Consider the following 21300-nt stretch of genomic DNA (forward strand, 5'->3'; position numbering starts at 1 on the left):
TGTTTAAATAATTATTGATATGATAAACATAGTAGTTTATAATTATGTAAATAATATAAATAAAATATAGAGAATGGTCCCGCCAAGATATATTCTCGTTCAAATTAGTATGTATCAAAACCGTGATTCATTCTCGAATTAGGTCGTTTTTGTTTATTAATTGAACCGGTTATCTATTCCTTGGCGGGACCATAGATAACCGGTTTTTTAATGCCAATTTTATAAGGATAATATATGAATAAACAAACAAACGACTTTAAAACAGAGCTTTCAAATCACACCAACGCCATAAGAAATGTTATTGGATCAATACCAAAAAAAGACATTATTAGAATGGCATTACAACACGAAAATAGCGATGTTGTGTCTGAAACTCTTGATATTTTAAGATCAGAGTTAAAATTTTCTTCTTCTGATATAACAGCAATAAAACAATCAGAAAGAATGAATGATGAGTTTGGTTCAAACCCAACAACATCACAAGATTTTATAAGGTTATATTCTTCTAGAATTAATCTAGGTGTTACCGCTGGCGGAAGAACATATTCAACCTTAATAGAAGATAATACAGGAGAAAATGATAGTAATGATCTTTCTTCTAAATTTTTAAAAATGAAAGAAAATTCCAAAACCAAATTAGACGCATCAAGACAAATGTTTTTAGCAACTGAGGATTATGGTTTAAATTTTAACTCAGAAAAGTTTCATATTGCTTTTGATATGTTTTATGAACAAAAACAACGCGATTCACAATTTTCCCTTATTCAAAGTTTTGAAACACCAAAATCAAAAGCACCTTATTACGATGTTATAAAATATGATGTATGGAATGAGATATATGAAGCGGCATTTAATACCCATGATAATGATAAAGAATTGGTTATAGCAGTTTTAAAAAAGTTTATTCATTCTGTTAAAAGAAAACTAGGTGGATTACAGCCACAAATTCCTCTAATGCCGATTCTTGTTGGTCCACAAAATAAAGGAAAGTCCACTTTTATTGAGAAATTTATTTCTCCATTAGAAGATTGGTACATTACCGCATCAGTATCAACAATAACTGACGAAAGAAACATCGGTACCTTTTCTTATCCAGTTGTTGTAATTGATGAAATGAAAGCATCAATATCAAAGGCAGTTGATTGGGAAGCGTTTAAAGAAGTAGTGACACTACCAATTGTTGGCAGAAGACCAATGAGGTCTAATGACATTATTCCGGTAGTTAATATGACAAGCCTAATTGGATCAACAAATAAATCTTTTGAACAAGTTATTGTTGATGATACCGGAAATAGACGATTTTATCCATTTCATATTAGTAGTAATGTTGATTATGAAAGATTGAATAAGGCATTAGAACATATTCAAAAGATATGGATGTCAGTTGATGAAAATGAAGATTCTCCATTAGTCCCTCTAAAAACAAGATTAAATGAAGAACAACAAAAATTAAGAACTCAATCTGATGTTGAGCAATGGTTTGTTGAGGAAGATATTGATAGTCAAATCGCAAATAAATCAGATAGAAAAATTAATGTAAATGATTTGTTTAAATTATTCAAAGAATGGTCAGATTTAAACGCACCATTTAATTATTTTGTAGGAAAGAAGAGCTTGATGATAGGAGAGCTTAAAAAGTTACATAGTAACAATTTTATAGAGTCATATGTTGAATATGATAAAGTTTCAAAAAAGACATTCCTTAAACAGAAAAAAACAATTCAACATCATCATCTAATATAGTACAAAATAAAATAGATAATAGAAACAAGACAATAAACAATCCCGCTCTATTATTTGCTAAAAAAATAAACGGTATGGTTTAATTATATAATGATACAAAATGGAAGAAAATATTTTAAATGACAAAACAGAAAATGTTATAGTTCAAATGTTATATGATGAAATTAGAACAGCAATATTTGAAAGATTTTCCGATAATGGAGAATATAGCGCCAAACACCTAAGATACTCTCTCAAAGCTGATTTTGAGAGAGATAGAATAAGAAGATGGATGAAAAATAAAACTCCTTCTTGGCTATACAAAAGAAGAAATAAAGAAGAATTTGAATTAAATGGTAAGATATGGGCATTACGAAAAGAATATGAATATATATCAAATTTTATACAATCATATCTTCCAGAAAATTGGGAAATAGATAACATACACACAACTTTTCAAAATTGTACCTATGTTAATAGCAATATAAAAACATACAAAACTGATAGAGATGATGAAATTCTCTATAGAATGATTAAACCACATAGTTAATAAAATACCTAACATATTAAATATTCTTAGTATAAACAAAGGAGAATATTTAATATGTTAGGTGATACAATTTATGGAAGACTAAAAGACCTACAGATAATAAAGTCATTAAGAAGTTCTGATGAATATTATGATTATTTTGTTATATCAACAAACAGATCAGATATGAGTCTTCATGAAAAACAAGCATTAGTATGTGATAAAGAGCAAAAACTACATCTGTTTGATTTTAATGATGAAGGATATTATCAGATAATCATAAACTTATGTAATCAAAATGAATTTTCAGTAAGAAAGATAATAAACTTAAGCAAAGCTAGAATACCAGTTGATGTTTCAGATATTATTTTCGCAAAGTCTGAAAATGGAGATTTTATCTTTTTAGACCACGAAAACAACTACAGATCATTTGATAAAGATAACAACCCGCTTGATGGACAAGGCGATTTAGAAGAAACAATTTTTTATATGAAATTAAAGGAGATAATATAATGAATATAGAGGATATGATTTTTGGAAAACTAAATGAGATAGTTATTGGAAATAGATTAGATTACATAAGTTTAGAAAACATACCACTTATTACCAGCGAGTATTTTGTATTAATGGGAATCTGGTCGGTTGGTAAAGGAGCTTTTTCTCTTAAAATAGGAGATGAAGAAACATATAAAATATATAGGTTAGAAGTAAATGATGTTGAAATAAATGAGTTTCAAGTTATAGATATATCAAACTCAGATATTATATTCACAAAGTATTAAAATGGAGATTTTGCCTTTTTAGATCATGAAAATAACCGCTGGTCATTTGATAAAGACAGTAGTCAAATAGATGGACAAGGTGATTTAGAAGAAACACTTTTATATATGAAACTAAAAGATATGATATAAGAAAAGGGGAGTAATTACTCCCCTTTTTCATAACAAGGTTACACTCGGTCCTGAATAATCCATGTTTGATCTATAAAGAAAACGATCCAAGGCATTTATACAAGCGGCCACACCATCAATTTTATCGGCTGGTGATCCTTCATCCTTGCTGATTTTTATAAGCCCTGAACTGTTCTTGACCGTACAATTTAGGCAATTCCATATGAATATCTCATTATGGAAATGTATTCTTTCTTCTAAAATAAGTCTTTTGAAGAACTTTGATGCTTCATTAAGTCCTGATGTACTTTGATTGATATATCTTACAGAGTTATCACCAAACTTATTTTGTAATGATCCGGCCATTTGCGTAGCATTATACCTATCAAAAGCATATTCTAGGACGTATTTTTCATGCCATTCATCTTCAAGGATGCCCTGAACAATATCATAATCAATAACTTGTCCGGGTATGAGTTCTAATAGTCCTTCATCATCCCACCTATTATATCTTGGCTTCCTTCCAGAATTTACCACATCATCAGGTAAGAAATATCTTGGAAATACATAATAATGATATTTTCCGTCTTGATCATTCCATTTTTCATAAACATTTACTAAAGCGGTCATATCTTCTGATTCTGACAAATCAATTCCTATGATACATGGAACTTTTTGAAAGTCTGATTCCGATAAAGATAAATTATTACATTTATAAATTACATCAGGGTTTAACCATTTATCATTAGAATGATACCAAACATTCAAGAATTTTGTATAAACTTCTGTTCGTGTTTCGGCGTAGTGTCTTGTTCTTTCAATATCAGATGAAAACTTCTCATGATTGATTGAAGCCCACCATGAAGGATTTGCTTTAATCCATGTATTAGGATCATAGAAATCATCACCTTTATCAATTGTCCAAATACAACAAAATGTTGAATCATCTGATCCAGCTTCACCTTTAAGAAGCTTCTTTATGTAGTTCGATTGTTGATAACCAAACCAGTTATAATGTGTACCTGCTGTTGTAATACCAATCATCATTGCTTGGTCACGTTTAGCAGAGCCAGAATTGAGAACATCCCAGATTTCGGATGTTGGATGGGCATGAAGTTCATCAACTAGAGCGCAATGAACATTCATCCCATCAAATGACTTTGAATCTTTTGACAGGGAGACGAATGAACCACCTTTGTCACCATAGGAGATTAGGGATTCACGCTTCCTACGGACCTTCAATCTCTGCATTAGTTTGCGGTTCTTGCTGTACTCAACCTGTCTAATGACGCTGTTAAACAGCAAGTTTGCTTGTTCTTTCTTTGTAGCAGCTACATAAACTTCTGGGTTCCACTCATCATCGAGCGTAAGCATATAGAGGCCAAACAAGGCCATCATAGCGGACTTTCCAGAGCCTCTAGGGCATTCTAGGTAAGCTATGTTGTATTGGCGGAATCCTGCTTTCTGGCCGCCTTTACGCTTCCATCCAAGAAGCATTGAAAAGACCCAGATTTGCCAGTCTGACAGTATGAAGGGCGTTCCGCCTAATGGCCCTGTCAGATGCGAGTTGTACCGGCAAAATGCAAAGAACTTCCAACCCGCCTCAGCATCAAAGAAATAGTCACAATCCTCACCAGCATCAAACTTATCCTGTTCTCTCTGAACAGCCGCTTTGACGTACTCACAAGCTGGAATAGTGCCATTCTGAACAGCACGCATATAAAATAGATAGTCTTGGTTTTCTAAGTATTCTTCTTTTGTGACGTATTTTAGATAATCATTTCTACTATTGAATAAGTTCTGGTCCTCTTTATGTGGATATAAGTTCATTGATTCTCCTTGGATAAATATTTTATATTCGATATTTATTAGGAGATATATAAATGACTAAGATTAAATACATTAAAGATTCTGGTACATTTAAATCTGGTGACGTAAGGACTGTTGAGGCATCAATTGCAAGATGTTTAAAAACAAAAGGTCTTGTTCAAGTTTTAGAGGAAGAAAAAAGCAATACGAAACTGGTAACAAAATAATATGCAATACAGATTAATATTATATAAAACTACAACATATCCAAATGATATTCTTGATGTGTGTGATTTTGTAGGATCACTTGAACCTGATAATCAGCCAATCATTCAAGCTTTAGCTGATAGTGCTACTGTTTTTACGGAAAAATATATTGGTCAGCCATTAGGCAAAAGACAATTGCGCCTTGTTTGTTCTCGTGGAGAGAATGAGCTTATGGATACCTATTACAGAAATTTCCTATCAAACGGCTCATATAATTATCTCAACTCAAATCAATGGCTTGAGCTTCCTTGCTATGCTGAATCAATTCAAAACGTCTATCTAACATCATGGGGTTCACAAGAACTAGATGAACTTGAATTAGGTAGTGATTACGATTTTGATTTATGGTCAGCAAAACAAAGAGTAAGATTGTCTTACAACATATTCATAAATGATTTGTTCACTCAATATTCAAATCTTATTGTTGATTTTACAGGTGGAGTTTATGAATCTGATGGAACAATACCATCACCTATTGATAATGCCATTAAGTTTTTAACAAAGAAGATGTTTGAGGATAGAGGCGAAACACAAACTAACCTTATTGATAATGGATATAATGTCTTGCTTTCAAATTATAGAGAAGGTGTGATTATAGGGGGTAGAATATGAGTTCTGCAAACAACCCCGCACCATTACTCGATGTCAGAAGCATTGTTACTCAACTACAGAACAATCAAACATTCTATAAGTACATAACTTCAATATCTGATCCTGATAAGTTTATAAAAGAAATAAAACCTAAGATTGATCAGCTACCAGCAGTTGGAATAACTATTGAGTTTGGATCAGTATCAGACAATTTAGTTAAAAACTCAATGGCTCAAGTCTTTAACATTGACGTTTGCTTTACGTCAGTTTTTAACACAACAACAGATTTATCTGGATCATCATCACAAACATCATATTGGAATGATGCAATAAAAGCATTAATGCACTCTATATATAATTGGCAACCTGAAAAGACAACAAGATATCTTAATAGTTTCCAACTTGATAGATCAGAAAGAATAGGTTCTTTATGTCATAATTCTTTTGAAGTTTATTGTACCTATTTTAGCATACCAGTTCAAATAGATTATACTGATGGATTCTTAACTGAAGGTCAAAAGTTAGTATTGATCAATACGGAAGCAAATTTAACAAAATCAAAAAGCAATCAACTTACAAATATAAATATTCAAAATACAATTTCAGGAGAATAATTTATGAGTATATCAGGTATTCCTAACTCATTTGGACAACCGGGCGTTTACGTTAATTTGACAATCAATGATAGCTCCAAATCATCAGGACAATTCAATGTCTTGATTCTAGGAACGGCATCAGCAGGATCAAATTACGCAACAAACCCAGCACTATATCCAATAACAAGCATATCACAACTTGCTACTGATTTCGGTACTACATCAGACGTTTATCATATCGCAAGTGCATATCTCAACATTGATAATGCTACTCCCGTATATACTTTAAACTGCATTAGCGGAAATACAACACAAACAACAAATGGTAATATTAAAACCATTAACTCTGTCTTATCAACAACCTCTCAAATTGCTGATATGGCATCTTCTAGCATTTCTGGGACTGGTGGTTCTGGTACAGGAGCTACATTTTCAGTAACGTCAACATCAAACAGTGACAAAACTGAATTTACACCAGAATCAGTATCAATTGTAAATGGTGGTACTGGTTATAAAGTTGGCGATAAAATCACAATTGAAAATGTTGGTACTTTGACTGTTCTTACTCTTGATTCTGAAACATCAACTGTTCCTGAATCTGATTTGACTGTTCTTACTAATGCCTTTGTAAATGTTGGAAATTTTGAATCTGATATCATTCTAGGAATGTATAATTCAGCGGAAGCAATCCAAGCAATCTCAACCCATTTAGAAAGCACTTGGGGTTATCTAAATGAGACATACGGGCAATATTTCACTGTTGAAATTCAAAATGATGTTTCATCATTAATTTCTAGTGGGGCGAATTTCAATTCTGTCTATGCATCAGCATTAGCAATTCCAACAGATTTAAACGCTTATACATCACTAGGAAATTTTGTTGCTCAAGTCTCTGTCCGAACACAAAACAACCCTGCCCTTCCATTAAGAGACTTTGCGCTTAATTCTGGAACTGTATCTGTTGCTAACCGAAACAATGTTTCTGTTCAACAAACATTATTCAATAACGGGTATTGTACTGTATCTTGTGACAGTGCAGGTAATGCTACTGTAAGCCGAACAAGAATTGGTTCTACTGTTGATAGTGCTACTGGATTAACATTGGATGATCCATCATTAGAAACACGCTTCCAATCAGTTTATGTAGCTAAAGCGTTCAAATCTGCTTTGGCACCATACATTTCATCACCATATATTACAATGGATGATGCTGATGTGGTAGCACCTTCTCCTTATTTGGTAACACCATCTAAGCTAAGAAGCGCATGTATTGCCACATATGATATTCTCATTAATGAGCTTGTTTGCACTGATTTAGCTACATTCAAGAAGAATCTATCAGTAACAATTGACCCTGATGTTATCGGAAGAGTCAATGTTGTTATGACAGCTTATCTAGCTAGTGGTCTTGCTCAAATAACAATCAATCTAGCTACAACAAAGGAATTTAGGGGAACTATATGGCAACGCAATATATACAAGGCGTTCAAAACATATACATAAATGAAACAATGTGCATTTCATCAGAAAGCGTAACAGTTAAAGAACCTGTCACATTATACCAATTTGCTGAATCCAACTTAGGACCATTAGCAAATGTAAAGAAATGGACAAAAGAACCGGGAACACTAGGCGTAACCCTAGTTTTCTATTCCGGTTTTGATTATAACGGTATTTTTAGTGATAATGAAGTTTTTGAAGTTACTGTAAATCTAAGATCAGGTGACACAATAACTGCTCACTCATGTATCTTAGCAGAAGCACCAAACTATGATTTGCAAAATGGTACTGTTGAAGTTTCATTTCAAACAATGAATATGGATATGGATTTAACAACAATCTAACAAAAAGGGGGCTAATTAGCCCCCTTTGGGTCTATGAGCGTACTCAGACAAGAAACAGTCAAATTCTTTAAAGGATCAAACCCTTTAGAACCAAAGGATATATCATGTCCGTTCATGATATATCCTTTTTTAATGATGTATGGTGATGATATGTCACCTGAACTCCAATTGTTTAAAAGTTTTATCGCAACATCAGCATATATAACTGTTGATATCATTGGAAAGTTGTTTGAATAATCAATTTTGTCTTCATCTTGTGTAAATTCAAGATGTTTATCTGAAAATGCTACTACGTAAGGTTCATCTTTTTTAATTAGATCAGACCTTATGGAAAGTGTTACTTTCCCAACTGGTGATTGATTCGACCAGAAAAAAACTATCTTTGCTTCATCATTTACAGCAGAGAAATAACACCCATCAAGTCTATCTCTTATATAAGTTGACTCAAAATACCAGTTTCCTACTTCCTGTATAACACCTTTTGATTCAGCATGTGCAGAACCAAGTGAGAGCAAACAAGCACTTATAAGAAGTAGCTTTTTCATTCACTTTTACTCTCATACATGTCCATCAGTTCACACAAAGCCTGCCAATAGGTCATATCCAATTCATCACAAATCTTCACGAACCTATCAAACTGATCTTCTGGCATTGAGATATTCAAAGAGCGTAACGGTCCTTTAGTCCTACGCCGTCTTGTTCGGATTGTCTCTTGCTCGCTCATCTTCCTGTTTCATCAAGCAAACGCTCAATGCCTTTGCGGATGGTCAGTTGTTCATCATCGCAAAACTTCATGAATCGCTCATACACATCAACGGGCAAGCGGCAGTTCATTGCGCGTGATGGGCCTACATGATTCCTGCGCTGGTGCGCCTCTCTTGAAACAAACCCTTGCTCATGTGCCACCTGATCAACCTGTTGAAGCTGCTCCTTAGTGTCCTGGGGCTTTGCATTGTTCTTTTTCAGGACGGAACCGAACATGTTGCTCATGCGAAAATCTCCTTAACTACTGTCTCCGCGTTCTGAATGGCTTTTTGCAAGCCTGATACGTTTTCTGACAGTTCATACAGGGACAGTTTTTCAACAAAGACTGATTTGAAAGCGGCGCGTTCGTTCAACTGCGCTTCCATCAAGCTTAACCCCATCCCTGTCAGTTCAGTGACCATCTGGCGTTCGATCTTCGAGGGGATCATGGCGCTTGTTCGTGTAAGCATGAGTTTATAGGGAATCTTGCGCCTTAGAAGTTCTTCTTCTTCGGTGATAAGTGCGATTGTGTTTCCTGCCTCATGAGCATCTAAACCTGATGCTTGTATGGGAACCATAACCAAATCAGCACGAGCAATAGCTCTAGCAACCAACCTTGAACCCACACCTTCAAGGTCAACAATCACAAATCCCTCCTGAACATCATCAATCATCTTAACAATGTTCTGTTCAGAAACATCCCCTATGACTTTGATGTTCAGCTTAGATTTGCCCTCTCTCCATCTGAATTGGGGCTTGTTCGGATCAGCATCTAAGATAGTCACCTTCTGCCCGTCATTCGCCAAAACTTGCGCGATAATCTGGGTTAAGGTGGACTTTCCAGCGCCTCCTTTCTTGGAAGCAACCACAAGACAGAACTTCATACATCACCTTTTTTGAAGAAGTAGCTACATGTTTCTATTAGGATATAGAACTACTTTCTGATTGATCTTGCAACATGTTTTTCTATGTAGAAGTAGCTACATCTTTCTAGCACTTTCTGCTTGAGGCGCGCCAGAAAGTGGTGTTTTAGGAATGCAACATTCTGAAAGAAATCTAATGAGCTACCAAACAATCACTAATGCTGTTCAATACGGAAATTACTTATTCAATTCCTATCCGGCCTTTTTTCACGCTCTTCTGCCTATAGGAACTATTTTCACCGCCATTCTCGGTATGAGAAACAGTAATCACCTAAAAAAACAAGCAAATTTGCAAAGAGAAATCGAGGGAAATAGATACAAGATAGATTTGTTTGAGAAAAGATTTAACGTATATGAGAAATACAAGCCATCGGTTTTAACAAAAGATATTATACCTAGCATAAATTCTGATCGTGATAAAAATCAATTAATATCTGATTTGAAATTTGCGAAAGAGGAAGCATCCAAGTGCATATTGGTTTTTAATAAAAAACAAAACAATAGGATTATGTCTCTAACAACAAAAATAGATTGTTTAAATAGTGATTTAAAATTATTAGACGACCTTAAAAATAGACTTGGTAAAATAAAATTAGAAAAAATAGATACGGATTATGATTTAGAATCTTCTATAAAAAATGTTGATATGCTCAATAGTCTTCTAAAGAATGGGGAAGGCAGTTCTAAACTAAATGAATATAAAGATAAAAAAGTATTAAGACTGAGTAATAAAATAAAAGGATATGAATTAGAAATAAAAAAAATAACCTCCGACATTGATATGATAAAGAAGAATTTTAAAGAAAGGTATATTAATATGTGTGATGCTTTCACTGATGCGAACACATATATGGAAGAATCATTATCTATTCCAGAACTAGCATTTGAAGCTGATAAGCCGGGCCTTGTTAAAAGGATTATTTTAAAATTATATGAAAAAATAATATTTATATCATTGAAAAATATACACAACTAGTAACCAATTTTATATTAATGTCTGACTTTTGATCTTACACTGAAAAAATGGGAAATAAGATGTTTTCACTACCGAAGTATATAATTTCATGTTTGGACGGATTTGAAACCAAACATGTAGGATCAGTTGCAATAATTACAGGAGCAGTTTCGTTAATTGCTATCTCAAAGAGCATACTAAACACATGGAGCTTACATCAGCAAGCAAACCTACAGAGGAAAATAGAAAACAGTAGGTATATACTTAATTTATTTAATGTATCAAACAATGCATATAATGAGTTTTTGGCTAATAGTGCTTCAAGTGTTTTAAACAATGATGAAAAGGATTTTCCAATCTATGGGAATAAAGAACTAATTTCTGCTCTGCGTAAAACAGAACAATGTATCTTTATTTTTAACCCTGAAGAAAATAGTCCTCTTCACCTATGTAAGACAGATTTAAAGGGAGCTATAGACTGCTTACTACAAATATTTGCTATAGAAAAAGAAATAGAAGAGGCTGAAAAAGGTGATTTAGAATATAAAGAACCAATTGATAAACTAATACACTTGAAAACTTTACGAGAAGAAATAGAAGAGTATAAAGAAATTTATTATCGGACGGGAGCAGAATATTCCGGCAGTTTTGATTGTGCGATTCAATATATGGAAGAACGTCTTTTTGTCCCACGCATTGATGTTTTTGCAAAAGAGCCTTGGTTGTTTGTGACATGGTATCGATGGGCAAAGACTTTAAAAACTAACCGTCCTGTAATGTTCTGGCTGGGGGCTGTTTGCGTTCTCGCTTTAAGTGTGTTGCTCTGTTGGTAGCTGCATCAAGAAATTAACGATAGGGATTAGTGAGTTGGCGTATAATGTTCATTATGCCAACTACAACAAATGTAGTCACTTTAGATGCTCAATTCAGGCTTAGTGAACGATTCTGTAAGATTACATCTTGTTCATAATCACTTCTTTTTAAGATCGTTCATCAAACGCATTGTCATTCCTAACATGTAGTTGTTCGGGTTATGCAGACAGAAATCCCGTGCATATTCTAAAATGAAATCTGATTTCAAACCGCTACCAACAATCTTACTAAGATCGTGATTCATGGCATTAGCTGTATTAGAACCTGTAATATAACCTGATACGAAATTGAAAATTGCTATCTGTTGAATATATCTATCATTAGAACTTAGGTTAATGATAATCTCACTACAGGGTTCACCTGCATCTAATTGTAAGGCTTGTGCGTGAGCAACTCTTACGAACAACAAAGGAAGTGCTAGGAGTAGGGATTTTTTCACGTCATACGCTTTCTTCATGAGCAATTTGGCTGTTCTAACATGCTCTTATGTTCACGGTCCCACTCAGAAATAAGTGCGAGATACTCCTGAACAGGCAAATGTGAGCGTCTTTCTAAAGATAAAGAACTCTTAGAATTAGGTTCTGTGCGAAAATTGCACTTAGAAAAACCCGCGAGAAACTGCGCTTTTTTGCGTTCTAAGCACTCTCGTAGTTTCTGCGCTCTCGCTTTCATAAGAGCCTTAGCTTCTGTCAGGCTGATTGTCTTCAATGTGTAAAGGTTAGTGCCTCTTACAATTCTGCCTGATTGCTTATGCACTGTTCTTCTTATGAAGCGTTCAACTAGCCCTAACTCATACGCTTTGTTCAAGGCGCTTATAACAGTGCGAACTGAACAACCTGCTTTGATGGCTATTGATGTATGTGAGGGGAATAACCCTTTGTCACCTTCAAACGATTTAAGTGCTGCTAGAACAATATGTTCTTTTCCCGTAAGCAACTTCGCTTGTGTTAGGTTCCATAGTTGGGAAGAAAACGACATAACCAAACTTTCATATGTTTGGCGAGGTTTCCTTCTTTCGTGCTGAATAAGATGCTTGAACCGATTAGGGGAACAGCCTATATTCAGTTTCGGACCCATTGGAACTGGTAATTCCTTTGGATCAAGTCCACCTTCGCCGCCAGCGAAGAGATTTGAAAGGGAGCCGCTGCAAACGGCTCCCTTTCGCATATTCAAAGCATAATGCGTTGAGAATCAGAACATTACAAGCCTCTGTGCGATTCCTCTTTAGAGTCGTTTGAGATTCCTGTAAGTGTGTGAGTGTGAGTTTGCGCTCACCTAACCCTCCAAGTTAGAGAAAAGCCCCATGCGTGTCCTAGCTTCATCTCGGAACACGCATGGGGCTTTTTTTATTAAGCGAGTTCAAACGTAGGTTTGATGCCAAGGGATTTTATAATCCCTATGAGAGTTGAGAGAGTTGGATTTCCCTCAATTGATAAGGCCTTGTGTAGAGTAGAACGAGAAACACCACATTCCTCAGCCATTTGAGGTTTGTTTTTGTTCTCTGCTAGAGCGATTAGTGCGAATGCACGCATAATCACGGACGGATCACCATCAGCAAATGCATCGTTAAGTAACATGACTTGCTCATTGCGATCTTTAAGAAACTCAGTTGAATCAACTGGAATCATCTTGCTCATGGTTTATCACCTTAGTGTGGGACAGTCAGTGAGTTTTCAGAGCAAATGGTCGGAACGGTTAGGAGACGTAAACGGTAAAACCGCCTTGTCGGTGGAGAACGGTTGATTAATATTGCTCGGCTAGTTTCTTAGCTCTCACAATATCAGATTTTTGTGATGATTTATCACCAACACAAAGAAGAATAATGTATTTCTTTCCACGTTGTTTGAGATAAATGCGGTATCCCGCACCTACATCAACTTTCGCTTCCAGAACACCATTTCCAACAGGATCACAGGTTCCCATTAATCCTACCTGAAAACGGGTTTCTCTTCTTCGAATAGCCTTCTGAGCTATTGGGTCGGAGATTGAAGTAACAGTATCTTCGTAAAGTGGCGTTTTCACCACTTCGATCGGTTCGACAATCATACCTACCTATTCACACTGAAAAGATCGAAAAGTGTGCTCACTGCCCTAGAGCACTCGTTCTGTTTATCGAACGCGTTCGATAAAGTCAACCGATTAACCGCCGCTAGTACATATAAAGTGCGCCTTGCAACCCCTTTAAAAATTAAATTTATCCCGAAAACGTGAGTTTTCTGCGGCGTAAGCGGATTTTGGATCGGACGTCAAGAACTTTTTTCATTTTATATATTGTCAAAAAATTATTTTGTGGTACAATTCAAAAATAGAAAGAGCCACTAACACTAGTATCTCTGATCTAAAACAAGTCAGAAAGTCGCTTTTTAGCGCCATTCTAAGGAATAATTATACTAAGAAAGGTAAATTTTAATCATGAATACAAAACTAACCGAATTTGCGAACGAAATTACACAAATTGATGATGCCAATGATTTCATCCTGTTTTTGATCCTAAATTCAGGTCACAATATTGAGACCGATGGCGAATTAACTGCTGACATCTGTTATGCTCATAGCAGCAACATCAATGTAAATGTTCAGTATAATCCTGATTGTCATCATCTTTGTGCTGAAATTTCAGAAATCAAAAATGAAGATGACGCTTCAAAAGCACCACGTACATGGGCTTATAATTCGGAAAAAGATGATAAGTTTTATCTAATTTAAAAACTTAATTATGGACATGTGCTAGTTCATGAAGGACTACGCATGTCTTTTTTATGGAGAATTTTAACAACAGAAGGAATATAAGATGTATAATTTTACTAAAGAAGAACTTATCGACGCTATTACTAAAATTGAAAATCAACATGATTTACTAAATTTTTCTAGTAAGTATAATTCAACAAAAATAAGTATTGAAAAACCTTGTCTTATTTGTGACATCAATTGTTTTGTTGATGGTGAAGAATCATACATCGGAATTTCTATATCAGATGATTGTGAACTAGGGTTTGATATCTGGATTGGTGATCACGAGTATTTCGTGAATGATGAATCACAGTTAGAGAAATTAAACTAATAAAAAAACTTAATTGGTGACGTGTGCTAGTTCATGAAGGACTACGCATGTCTTTTTTATGGAGAATTTTAACAGAAGGATTATTTAAAATGGATACTAAAGCAAAACTAGCATGTATTAAAAAACTAAGAGATAATGGATTTTTAGATTCAGTATCAGAATTGTTCCATAATGGAAAATTCAACTCATATCCAAGAGCTTATGTTAGATGTAAATTGCCAAACGGTGATATATTTGGTGAAATGGATATTAGTTGCATTAAGATAATTGATCCTAGTTTAGATGTTACATATTTCGTTGAAGATATGTATAATATGTATATTAATTTTGATAAAAATAGGAACATCACAAAGGTAATTGGTCATAAATTGTATAAAGATGAGCAAGTTTGTGTTGATGTAGAACAGAATAATATGAAAATATCTTTTCAAGATGAACACTTTATTGAGTTGGATTATCTCAATTTTTATAAAATTACAAACTGTTCTAATAAATCAGTTATAGACTCTGAACTCTTTAGAAGACAATTCAAAACTTTTGATAGGGATGTTGCCTTCATGTTAGAAATGACAGAGTTTTAAACTACTCGCATATTTTGCCTTTCATGGAGAAAGGGTTTCAGGTAAAATGAAGCCTTCGCAAGTGAACAGTTAAGGGGCCAGCGCCGGGATTCGTCCTAGTGTCTGGCCCTTTTTCTTTGGTCAGGCGTTCCAAACATAAGCATATCGCAAGACACTTGAATCAGCTTTTGTCAGAGTAACATCTAAATTGAGATGCTTATTAGCTGATCCAGAGACAAATGACGCGGTACAACTAACAGTCTTACATACCCCATCATCAACAAGCCATTGTAGGGCGCTGTTAGCATAGCTTTCAGCCCTCATTAGGTATTCTTGCGTATTTGAGGTGGGTAAAATGCTTAATTGCCAGAGGTTTGAACCTATTGGGCGTGCATTTTCAGCATCTCCCCACCATCCCCTCTTATCTAATGTATAAGTCCAATCATCATCAGCTACCCTATCAGATAACAAGCTGATTATGACGCTCGTTATTAAATCATCACCAGTTTCAATATCAACAATAGTTTCGGAGTTTATATACTCTAAATCCAAATCTGCTGACTGATTTAGTTCATTATAGCTAAGTTTAAAGTCTGCCATATCTCTTAAATACCTAATATAAAATGATATTTAGGAGATATAAATGAAAATAAAAATACTAAAGGATCAGACAAAATATAAAGCTGGTGACGTTATATCTGTTCCGTTGATGATAGCAAAACTTTTGATATGGGGTGGTTATGCTGAACCTTATACAGAAGTTTAATGATATAACATCAGAAAGTCTTGTTGAGTGTTATTGTCAAGAAGACGAACATATAAGAATTTATGATACTTATGGTAAGGTATCATATTTTGAATATGATGAACTTATATTCCTGTTCAAGAATGAACTCGGATATTTTAGCAAGATGAAATATAAGAATTATGAAATTGAAACTGATGATGGTTATACATTCTTAATATATGACCGTGATGATAACTCATTCTCTTATATAGAAAATGATGTGTTTCAATTTTCATTTATTTTTGAAGATGGTGAAGTATGTCGTCTGTAGTAATAGTTTTGGTGGTATGTAGTATATGGAAGAGTTTTCTAAATTATATAAAAAATTTATACAAATAAGTTCTGTCTGTAATAGGATTGATATTAAGGATTGTGACGGACATTTCTATTATCAACAAGATGGCGTTTTCAGGTGCATATACACTACAAACTTATTAAAGGTTGGTGTTGAGGCAGGTGATAAAGCTATTGTCCAGCGCCAAGATAATTCTTTAGAACTGTTATGGCTGAACGAGCCATCAAAACAGACAATCAGAATCAGTAGCCGCTTAGATAAGCTTGTCATAAGCCAATCTGGCAACTTCACTGAAACTGATTATGGAAAGGGGCAGGTTCAAGAACTCTTGGAAGACCAAGAGTTCTGGTTTTACCTTGCTTTATCTGAAAAGATTACTTTTTAATCAGTATTCTTTCATATTGATATAAATCTTTGTTTCATCATTGTTCACACTGCTGCCAACAATTCCTTGATCAAAATCACACATAACAATATTTCCATTATCATCAATACAAGCCATTTCTCCGGATGTATTAATGTATGAAAAAACTCCACCGCTATAAAAGCACCTTGAACCATCATTATATGATTTGAATACTGATTCAAAATCTTCATCAGAATTAAATTGATACTTAATTCCGTGATGTCTGTTATGCAAATCATAAACAGTAGCACTGTAAACACCATTATAAAAATTATCATATGGTGTATATGCGTTCATTTGAATCATATTTTGATGTCCATCAATTTCATAATGAATTGATGGGAATGTTGCTTGATTAATAAAAGACTCTAGGTTTTGACCAGATTTTTTTACTTTTTGATATTCAGAAGTAAGATTTTGAATATCGTTAATTGCTTGAATGAAACTCATTTTTGTATTCCTTATGTAATTAATAACCTTATAGGACAAATCCTTTAAGATGTCGGGAGGACCATCCTCTCGAACATGGGTATTATATATCAGAACATATTTTATTTTGCAACATATAAATATCATATTAGTAAGATTTTTATATGGGGCTTATATGGGCATTGTTAATGAGATTTTTGGTACGGCTTCTTATAGAGGAATACCGTTTTATGTGAGGAGTATGAGTGTTTCTGGAATGAACAGAAACTCTATCGTTCATGCTTATCCAAATCAGAAAAACCCATACATAGAAGATTTAGGAACAAATATTCAGGTTGTTGAGTTTGATGCTTTTGTAAGCAATGACAACAATCTTTATATGTCACGAGACCTATTAGAAGCTGCTTTGCATATAAAATCGTTAGGTGAATTGATGATTCCGGGCCGAGGAATTTTTAAAGCGGCTTGTTTAAGAGCGGAAATATCAGAAAACATGAGCGAAAAAGGACTTGTCTTAATTCGCCTAGAATTTGTTACCGCAACAATAAAGCCAGAAATGCCAAGCACACCTTTAGGTTTAATTGATACGCAAGGTGATTTGTTAGAAGACGCTTTAGGTGGATTAGGAGATTTAGGATCAGGTTTAGGACCACTAGGATCAACTCTTATTAGTGGCCTTGTATCAACAGCAACATCAGCGGCTGTTTCGTTTGGCGTTTCTGGAATTGACTCTGTTTTTTCAAATTCAACCTGCGGTCGATATGCACAATCAACATCAGCCGCAACAGAAGCAATTACAGGAAGTGTTAGCGGTACAACTGACACGCAAAAACTTTCTAGTGCTAACAAAATAGCAATTTCAACAAATACAAACGCAATAGCGGCATTGAAGGGGTAATATATGGCATCACAAACAGGCTCATTTAAAATTTCAGTAGGTGTTGTTAATTCAGAAGCAATAGCAAAACTAAAAAGTATGAATTCTGAACTGGCAAAAGCACAAGCACCTTTAAAAGCTTATCAAAGAGAACTTAAAAAATTCAATGATTTGTCTGGTCGAACAGCAAGACAGCGCGAATTTTCAAACGCATTAGGCTTAGTGAAATCCAAACTAGGAAGCGTCACTTCTGCTGTTACGGGAGTGATGAAGCCTTTGGCGGCTGTTTTTGGTGTTGGTTCTATTGCTGGGGTTGTGGCGTTGGAACGCTCATTTGCTAATTGGGGCAATGAGATACGCAACACATCAGCCCTCTTAGGAATAACAGCTACACAAGCCATAAAGCTGAAAAACGTAGGGAATTTGATGGGCATTGGCGATCAGGCCAATCAGATGAAAAGCTTCCAAGATGCTCAAACTTCCATAGGAGCCGGACAGGACGCATCAGGAGCGTTAGCGGATAGAATCTTAGGGATTGATCCTAAGATGGATTTTGAACAAGCCTCTATGACTGCATTGAAGCGTGTGAACGCTCTTATGAAGCAAGGCAAAATCAACGCATCCGCAGGAAGGCGTTTGCTTAGTTCTGCTGGATTAGATGAAAACTTGCTTGGACAGGACCCAGACCGCCTAGCAAAAGCTTATAAGAATGCTGCTGATGCCGCTAAACAGATGGCACCTTATGTAAAAGAAGCTGGATCACTCAAAGATAAGTTTAGTGAGGCGGGGGTTCAGGTTGACGTTCTTAAAACACGTCTTGCCGCTGCTTTAGAACCTGTTATCGGACCAATATTAGATAAGTTCATTGCTTGGTCTAAAGATAATAAAGCAGTTACGGAAACAATGGATCAGATAACAACTGCTGCTAAATCCGTTGGTAAATGGATTTCTGGTATTAGCTTAGATAAAATCAATGAGGACTTTAGAACGGCAAAAACAGTAATTGAAGGTGTTATTGTTGTTTTTGGTGTTCTAAAGGCAATTCAAATAGGTTCTTGGGTTACAAGTATTGTTGGTGGTCTTCTAAAGGTTACAAAGGCTTTTTCTGGGGTTAGCGAGGCTGCTACGGCTGTTGAGGCTGCTGGCGGGGCGGGAGCAGGCGTTGTTGGTGCTGGTGCCGTTGCGGCTGGTGCTGCTGGTTATACTGCTTACAAGACGTACCAAACATACCAAAATCATTTCACTGATTCAGGTCATTTAAATGACCTTAAAAACAAAATGAAAGATTCTAATTATAATGGTTCAAGATTTGGAACCTTGGAGCAAAATCAAAGAACTTTAGATGGTATGAATTATCTTAAAGCTAAGGGTTATTCTGATGTTCAGGCTGCGGCTGTTCTTGGCGCATTTAAAACTGAATCAGGACTTAATGAGAAATCTATAGGTGATGGTGGTCATGCTTTAGGCATAATGCAAGCTCATGAAAATAGACAGGCGCTTATTAAGAATCATTTTGGTAAAAAACTAGAAAATATGAATTTTCATGAACAGTTGGATGCTGCTGATTGGGAACTTCATAACAATGAGAATGGTGCAGGTAATCAATTAAGAAAATCAAAGGATGCTAAATCAGCAACTATAGCAATGCTTAACTATGAGCGTCCGAAAGAATGGCTTGACGCTAAAAAAGCTGGAATGGCTGATCAATCAAAAGAGCTTTCAAACAGATTTGCTAATACTCTTACCGCTGAAAAAATTGGCGGAAATGTTTCATCTCAACAAATACAACATGAAATATCAGGCAACATAGGACTTGATGTTACGCTTAATAAGCATGGTGGCTTTGAATCAGCAAAAGTGACTCATAATACAACACCATTAAACCCTAACCTGATAAATGTTAAATCACAAACGAAATCAGGATTTAAAGCAACTCATTAATAGGTAAAAATATGGATTTAAACACAATCTTCGAAAATATATCAAATGTATATCCTGATCCTATCCAAAGAATATCAATTTTACAAAAGATGTTCTCTACATGTGGATATGATTCTTCAACTCAATCTCTTACGGCAACTGACGATGATCAGTCTAATAGCGTACTAAGAATATATATTCTTGCGTATATAGCAAATACAATACCATACATAACATTTACATCATCATCAGACGCTCTTATTTTGGTATCTCAATTGAAACCATTGTTTGAAGCGTCATTCAATGATCAGTTATTGAATAGCGATATTTTTAGCTGGTTGAATAGAATATATCAGAAATCAATTGCTGATATCAGTTCAAGAGGATCACAACTCCCTCAAATAAACTCATTCTATTCTGATATGATGCCTTTGCCGGTTATTGCTCAATATCTATACCAAGACGGATCAAGAACGTCTGAAATCTTACTAAGAAACAATGATATGGACCATCCATTGTTCTGTAATGGAATGTTGGAGGTTTTGGCCCAATGAAGAAAATACAAACGTCATCAGGTGAGCGATTTAAAAAAGAGAATATGCGAGCGGCAAAAGAGCGTTCTGTTTCATATGATTCTAAATGGGCTGAGTTCTCGAAAAACTATAGGGCAGCAAATCCATTTTGTGTTGAGTGTCTTGAGTATGGTGATTTCAATACATCAAAAACACATGTTGATCATATTGTCCCTTTAGAAAAGAGTCCTGAATTAAAATATGATTTGAAAAATTTAAGAACGCTTTGCTCACACCATCATGGAGTTGTAACGCGGAACTTCTTGAATACTGGCATCAATGAAATGACGGATAAGCAGAAAGAGGACGAGGCTAAAAGACGAAAAAAACCAGAGATTTAATTGTCTCTGGTTTTTTTACGATGTGAAATTATGAAATCAGATAAGATTTCAATATTATAGTTCAACATTTCCTCTGGTCCTTTATATATTTAACTAGGAAATGTTATTGTTATCTTTTCGTCTTTTATCTCAACATCCCTATCTGATAGGTCACTAAACCTGTTAAGAATGTCTTGCTTGCTTAATGCCATAATAAACTCCCATTACTAATGTGAAAAGTGCTGCTGAATATGGATTTATGATCCATAGAATTATGTAAAATAATAACATCAATATGTTTAATATCATTCTTTTTATATTATCTCCTTT

Annotated in this window: 30 protein-coding genes; 20 read left to right on the plus strand and 10 right to left on the minus strand. The window is 34.9% G+C overall.

What is annotated here, in order from left to right:
* Positions 1-234: 234 nt before the first annotated feature.
* From ABDK74_RS15510 to ABDK74_RS15525, 4 genes are all read left to right on the plus strand, one after another.
* Positions 235-1743 carry a VapE domain-containing protein gene (locus ABDK74_RS15510; protein WP_346004545.1) on the plus strand — a complete coding sequence of 503 codons (1509 nt, stop codon included), beginning with the start codon at positions 235-237 and terminating at the stop codon, positions 1741-1743.
* A 100-nt stretch (positions 1744-1843) separates the two neighbouring features.
* Complete coding sequence (locus tag ABDK74_RS15515) at positions 1844-2272, plus strand: hypothetical protein (RefSeq protein WP_346004546.1); 429 nt, start codon at positions 1844-1846, stop codon at positions 2270-2272.
* A gap of 54 nt (positions 2273-2326) precedes the next feature.
* Entirely contained in the window at positions 2327-2764 is a 438-nt protein-coding gene (locus tag ABDK74_RS15520; protein WP_346004547.1) for a hypothetical protein, read from the plus strand.
* Complete coding sequence (locus tag ABDK74_RS15525) at positions 2764-3033, plus strand: hypothetical protein (RefSeq protein WP_346004548.1); 270 nt, start codon at positions 2764-2766, stop codon at positions 3031-3033. Before ABDK74_RS15520 ends, ABDK74_RS15525 begins: the two co-directional genes overlap by 1 nt.
* Positions 3034-3189: 156 nt before the next feature.
* On the opposite strand, the gene ABDK74_RS15530 is transcribed toward ABDK74_RS15525, so the two are convergent.
* The gene (locus ABDK74_RS15530; RefSeq protein WP_346004549.1) at positions 3190-4971 is read right to left on the minus strand and encodes a terminase large subunit domain-containing protein; all 1782 of its coding nucleotides are present in this window, start codon (positions 4969-4971) and stop codon (positions 3190-3192) included.
* Positions 4972-5024: 53 nt separating this feature from the next.
* On the opposite strand from ABDK74_RS15530, the gene ABDK74_RS15535 reads away from it, so the two are divergent.
* Genes ABDK74_RS15535 through ABDK74_RS15555 form a run of 5 tightly spaced genes read left to right on the plus strand, consistent with a single transcriptional unit; the run spans position 5025 to position 8248 of the window.
* The gene (locus ABDK74_RS15535; protein WP_346004550.1) at positions 5025-5177 is read left to right on the plus strand and encodes a hypothetical protein; all 153 of its coding nucleotides are present in this window, start codon (positions 5025-5027) and stop codon (positions 5175-5177) included.
* Between the two features lie 58 nt (positions 5178-5235).
* Positions 5236-5829 carry a hypothetical protein gene (locus ABDK74_RS15540; RefSeq protein ID WP_346004551.1) on the plus strand — a complete coding sequence of 198 codons (594 nt, stop codon included), beginning with the start codon at positions 5236-5238 and terminating at the stop codon, positions 5827-5829.
* The gene (locus tag ABDK74_RS15545; RefSeq protein WP_346004552.1) at positions 5826-6422 is read left to right on the plus strand and encodes a hypothetical protein; all 597 of its coding nucleotides are present in this window, start codon (positions 5826-5828) and stop codon (positions 6420-6422) included. The genes ABDK74_RS15540 and ABDK74_RS15545 overlap by 4 nt, the downstream gene beginning before the upstream one ends.
* A gap of 3 nt (positions 6423-6425) precedes the next feature.
* Positions 6426-7907, plus strand: a complete 1482-nt coding sequence (locus tag ABDK74_RS15550) for a hypothetical protein (RefSeq protein ID WP_346004553.1) — start codon at positions 6426-6428, stop codon at positions 7905-7907.
* Positions 7865-8248: a hypothetical protein gene (locus ABDK74_RS15555; RefSeq protein ID WP_346004554.1), complete on the plus strand. Its 384-nt coding sequence runs from the start codon at positions 7865-7867 to the stop codon at positions 8246-8248. The genes ABDK74_RS15550 and ABDK74_RS15555 overlap by 43 nt, the downstream gene beginning before the upstream one ends.
* Positions 8249-8259: 11 nt before the next feature.
* Here the strand turns inward: ABDK74_RS15555 and ABDK74_RS15560 are convergent, their stop codons facing one another.
* The 3 genes from ABDK74_RS15560 to ABDK74_RS15570 all read right to left on the minus strand — a co-directional run bounded on the left by ABDK74_RS15560 (position 8260) and on the right by ABDK74_RS15570 (position 9876).
* Positions 8260-8793: a hypothetical protein gene (locus ABDK74_RS15560; RefSeq protein ID WP_346004555.1), complete on the minus strand. Its 534-nt coding sequence runs from the start codon at positions 8791-8793 to the stop codon at positions 8260-8262.
* 175 nt (positions 8794-8968) lie between these two features.
* Positions 8969-9238, minus strand: coding sequence for a hypothetical protein (locus tag ABDK74_RS15565; protein WP_346004556.1), 270 nt, complete (start codon positions 9236-9238; stop codon positions 8969-8971).
* Complete coding sequence (locus ABDK74_RS15570; protein ID WP_346004557.1) at positions 9235-9876, minus strand: ParA family protein; 642 nt, start codon at positions 9874-9876, stop codon at positions 9235-9237. Before ABDK74_RS15570 ends, ABDK74_RS15565 begins: the two co-directional genes overlap by 4 nt.
* A 175-nt stretch (positions 9877-10051) precedes the next feature.
* On the opposite strand from ABDK74_RS15570, the gene ABDK74_RS15575 reads away from it, so the two are divergent.
* Together ABDK74_RS15575 and ABDK74_RS15580 are read left to right on the plus strand one after the other, a co-directional pair.
* Positions 10052-10891 carry a hypothetical protein gene (locus ABDK74_RS15575; RefSeq protein WP_346004558.1) on the plus strand — a complete coding sequence of 280 codons (840 nt, stop codon included), beginning with the start codon at positions 10052-10054 and terminating at the stop codon, positions 10889-10891.
* Positions 10892-10950: 59 nt separating this feature from the next.
* Positions 10951-11703, plus strand: a complete 753-nt coding sequence (locus ABDK74_RS15580; protein WP_346004559.1) for a hypothetical protein — start codon at positions 10951-10953, stop codon at positions 11701-11703.
* Between the two features lie 137 nt (positions 11704-11840).
* On the opposite strand, the gene ABDK74_RS15585 is transcribed toward ABDK74_RS15580, so the two are convergent.
* From ABDK74_RS15585 to ABDK74_RS15600, 4 genes are all read right to left on the minus strand, one after another.
* The gene (locus tag ABDK74_RS15585) at positions 11841-12200 is read right to left on the minus strand and encodes a hypothetical protein (protein ID WP_346004560.1); all 360 of its coding nucleotides are present in this window, start codon (positions 12198-12200) and stop codon (positions 11841-11843) included.
* Positions 12197-12721 carry a helix-turn-helix domain-containing protein gene (locus ABDK74_RS15590; protein WP_346004561.1) on the minus strand — a complete coding sequence of 175 codons (525 nt, stop codon included), beginning with the start codon at positions 12719-12721 and terminating at the stop codon, positions 12197-12199. The genes ABDK74_RS15585 and ABDK74_RS15590 overlap by 4 nt, the downstream gene beginning before the upstream one ends.
* A 371-nt stretch (positions 12722-13092) precedes the next feature.
* On the minus strand, positions 13093-13380 hold the full coding sequence (locus tag ABDK74_RS15595; RefSeq protein WP_346004562.1) for an addiction module antidote protein: 288 nt from the start codon (positions 13378-13380) through the stop codon (positions 13093-13095).
* A gap of 106 nt (positions 13381-13486) precedes the next feature.
* Positions 13487-13789 (minus strand): type II toxin-antitoxin system RelE/ParE family toxin, encoded by a 303-nt coding sequence (locus ABDK74_RS15600; RefSeq protein ID WP_346004563.1) that lies wholly within the window; start codon positions 13787-13789, stop codon positions 13487-13489.
* Positions 13790-14155: 366 nt separating this feature from the next.
* Between ABDK74_RS15600 and ABDK74_RS15605 the strand changes: the two genes are divergently transcribed.
* From ABDK74_RS15605 to ABDK74_RS15615, 3 genes are all read left to right on the plus strand, one after another.
* A complete protein-coding gene (locus tag ABDK74_RS15605) occupies positions 14156-14449 on the plus strand; it encodes a hypothetical protein (RefSeq protein ID WP_346004564.1) in 294 nt (97 codons plus the stop codon).
* Positions 14450-14534: 85 nt separating this feature from the next.
* Positions 14535-14804 carry a hypothetical protein gene (locus tag ABDK74_RS15610; protein WP_346004565.1) on the plus strand — a complete coding sequence of 90 codons (270 nt, stop codon included), beginning with the start codon at positions 14535-14537 and terminating at the stop codon, positions 14802-14804.
* Positions 14805-14851: 47 nt separating this feature from the next.
* Positions 14852-15385 (plus strand): hypothetical protein, encoded by a 534-nt coding sequence (locus ABDK74_RS15615; protein WP_346004566.1) that lies wholly within the window; start codon positions 14852-14854, stop codon positions 15383-15385.
* Between the two features lie 120 nt (positions 15386-15505).
* On the opposite strand, the gene ABDK74_RS15620 is transcribed toward ABDK74_RS15615, so the two are convergent.
* The gene (locus ABDK74_RS15620) at positions 15506-15964 is read right to left on the minus strand and encodes a phage GP46 family protein (protein ID WP_346004567.1); all 459 of its coding nucleotides are present in this window, start codon (positions 15962-15964) and stop codon (positions 15506-15508) included.
* Between the two features lie 43 nt (positions 15965-16007).
* On the opposite strand from ABDK74_RS15620, the gene ABDK74_RS15625 reads away from it, so the two are divergent.
* Complete coding sequence (locus ABDK74_RS15625; protein ID WP_346004568.1) at positions 16008-16130, plus strand: hypothetical protein; 123 nt, start codon at positions 16008-16010, stop codon at positions 16128-16130.
* 317 nt (positions 16131-16447) lie between these two features.
* Positions 16448-16831, plus strand: a complete 384-nt coding sequence (locus ABDK74_RS15630; protein ID WP_346004569.1) for a hypothetical protein — start codon at positions 16448-16450, stop codon at positions 16829-16831.
* On the opposite strand, the gene ABDK74_RS15635 is transcribed toward ABDK74_RS15630, so the two are convergent.
* Positions 16832-17302: a hypothetical protein gene (locus ABDK74_RS15635; protein ID WP_346004570.1), complete on the minus strand. Its 471-nt coding sequence runs from the start codon at positions 17300-17302 to the stop codon at positions 16832-16834.
* Positions 17303-17351: 49 nt separating this feature from the next.
* On the opposite strand from ABDK74_RS15635, the gene ABDK74_RS15640 reads away from it, so the two are divergent.
* The 4 genes from ABDK74_RS15640 to ABDK74_RS15655 are packed head-to-tail and all read left to right on the plus strand — an operon-like array spanning position 17352 to position 20991.
* Complete coding sequence (locus ABDK74_RS15640) at positions 17352-18179, plus strand: DNA circularization N-terminal domain-containing protein (protein WP_346004571.1); 828 nt, start codon at positions 17352-17354, stop codon at positions 18177-18179.
* 3 nt (positions 18180-18182) lie between these two features.
* Complete coding sequence (locus ABDK74_RS15645; RefSeq protein ID WP_346004572.1) at positions 18183-20099, plus strand: phage tail tip lysozyme; 1917 nt, start codon at positions 18183-18185, stop codon at positions 20097-20099.
* 11 nt (positions 20100-20110) lie between these two features.
* Positions 20111-20632, plus strand: coding sequence for a hypothetical protein (locus tag ABDK74_RS15650; RefSeq protein ID WP_346004573.1), 522 nt, complete (start codon positions 20111-20113; stop codon positions 20630-20632).
* The gene (locus tag ABDK74_RS15655; protein WP_346004574.1) at positions 20629-20991 is read left to right on the plus strand and encodes an HNH endonuclease signature motif containing protein; all 363 of its coding nucleotides are present in this window, start codon (positions 20629-20631) and stop codon (positions 20989-20991) included. Before ABDK74_RS15650 ends, ABDK74_RS15655 begins: the two co-directional genes overlap by 4 nt.
* Positions 20992-21300 lie beyond the last annotated feature (309 nt).

The organism is Gluconobacter sp. OJB (assembly GCF_039638275.1).
In the GTDB taxonomy this organism is placed as follows: domain Bacteria; phylum Pseudomonadota; class Alphaproteobacteria; order Acetobacterales; family Acetobacteraceae; genus Gluconobacter; species Gluconobacter cerevisiae.

Coding starts and splice junctions, on each gene's coding strand:
- ABDK74_RS15640 (WP_346004571.1), top strand. CDS start 17,352: ATGTCGGGAGGACCATCCTCTCGAACATGGGTATTATATATCAGAACA.
- ABDK74_RS15570 (WP_346004557.1), bottom strand. CDS start 9,876: ATGAAGTTCTGTCTTGTGGTTGCTTCCAAGAAAGGAGGCGCTGGAAAG.
- ABDK74_RS15625 (WP_346004568.1), top strand. CDS start 16,008: ATGAAAATAAAAATACTAAAGGATCAGACAAAATATAAAGCTGGTGAC.
- ABDK74_RS15655 (WP_346004574.1), top strand. CDS start 20,629: ATGAAGAAAATACAAACGTCATCAGGTGAGCGATTTAAAAAAGAGAAT.
- ABDK74_RS15555 (WP_346004554.1), top strand. CDS start 7,865: ATGGCAACGCAATATATACAAGGCGTTCAAAACATATACATAAATGAA.
- ABDK74_RS15515 (WP_346004546.1), top strand. CDS start 1,844: ATGGAAGAAAATATTTTAAATGACAAAACAGAAAATGTTATAGTTCAA.
- ABDK74_RS15615 (WP_346004566.1), top strand. CDS start 14,852: ATGTCTTTTTTATGGAGAATTTTAACAGAAGGATTATTTAAAATGGAT.
- ABDK74_RS15575 (WP_346004558.1), top strand. CDS start 10,052: ATGAGCTACCAAACAATCACTAATGCTGTTCAATACGGAAATTACTTA.
- ABDK74_RS15545 (WP_346004552.1), top strand. CDS start 5,826: ATGAGTTCTGCAAACAACCCCGCACCATTACTCGATGTCAGAAGCATT.
- ABDK74_RS15650 (WP_346004573.1), top strand. CDS start 20,111: ATGGATTTAAACACAATCTTCGAAAATATATCAAATGTATATCCTGAT.
- ABDK74_RS15530 (WP_346004549.1), bottom strand. CDS start 4,971: ATGAACTTATATCCACATAAAGAGGACCAGAACTTATTCAATAGTAGA.
- ABDK74_RS15610 (WP_346004565.1), top strand. CDS start 14,535: ATGTATAATTTTACTAAAGAAGAACTTATCGACGCTATTACTAAAATT.
- ABDK74_RS15535 (WP_346004550.1), top strand. CDS start 5,025: ATGACTAAGATTAAATACATTAAAGATTCTGGTACATTTAAATCTGGT.
- ABDK74_RS15565 (WP_346004556.1), bottom strand. CDS start 9,238: ATGAGCAACATGTTCGGTTCCGTCCTGAAAAAGAACAATGCAAAGCCC.
- ABDK74_RS15605 (WP_346004564.1), top strand. CDS start 14,156: ATGAATACAAAACTAACCGAATTTGCGAACGAAATTACACAAATTGAT.
- ABDK74_RS15630 (WP_346004569.1), top strand. CDS start 16,448: ATGGAAGAGTTTTCTAAATTATATAAAAAATTTATACAAATAAGTTCT.
- ABDK74_RS15520 (WP_346004547.1), top strand. CDS start 2,327: ATGTTAGGTGATACAATTTATGGAAGACTAAAAGACCTACAGATAATA.
- ABDK74_RS15510 (WP_346004545.1), top strand. CDS start 235: ATGAATAAACAAACAAACGACTTTAAAACAGAGCTTTCAAATCACACC.
- ABDK74_RS15590 (WP_346004561.1), bottom strand. CDS start 12,721: ATGTCGTTTTCTTCCCAACTATGGAACCTAACACAAGCGAAGTTGCTT.
- ABDK74_RS15595 (WP_346004562.1), bottom strand. CDS start 13,380: ATGAGCAAGATGATTCCAGTTGATTCAACTGAGTTTCTTAAAGATCGC.
- ABDK74_RS15550 (WP_346004553.1), top strand. CDS start 6,426: ATGAGTATATCAGGTATTCCTAACTCATTTGGACAACCGGGCGTTTAC.
- ABDK74_RS15560 (WP_346004555.1), bottom strand. CDS start 8,793: ATGAAAAAGCTACTTCTTATAAGTGCTTGTTTGCTCTCACTTGGTTCT.
- ABDK74_RS15600 (WP_346004563.1), bottom strand. CDS start 13,789: ATGATTGTCGAACCGATCGAAGTGGTGAAAACGCCACTTTACGAAGAT.
- ABDK74_RS15620 (WP_346004567.1), bottom strand. CDS start 15,964: ATGGCAGACTTTAAACTTAGCTATAATGAACTAAATCAGTCAGCAGAT.
- ABDK74_RS15525 (WP_346004548.1), top strand. CDS start 2,764: ATGAATATAGAGGATATGATTTTTGGAAAACTAAATGAGATAGTTATT.
- ABDK74_RS15645 (WP_346004572.1), top strand. CDS start 18,183: ATGGCATCACAAACAGGCTCATTTAAAATTTCAGTAGGTGTTGTTAAT.
- ABDK74_RS15580 (WP_346004559.1), top strand. CDS start 10,951: ATGTTTTCACTACCGAAGTATATAATTTCATGTTTGGACGGATTTGAA.
- ABDK74_RS15635 (WP_346004570.1), bottom strand. CDS start 17,302: ATGAGTTTCATTCAAGCAATTAACGATATTCAAAATCTTACTTCTGAA.
- ABDK74_RS15585 (WP_346004560.1), bottom strand. CDS start 12,200: ATGAAGAAAGCGTATGACGTGAAAAAATCCCTACTCCTAGCACTTCCT.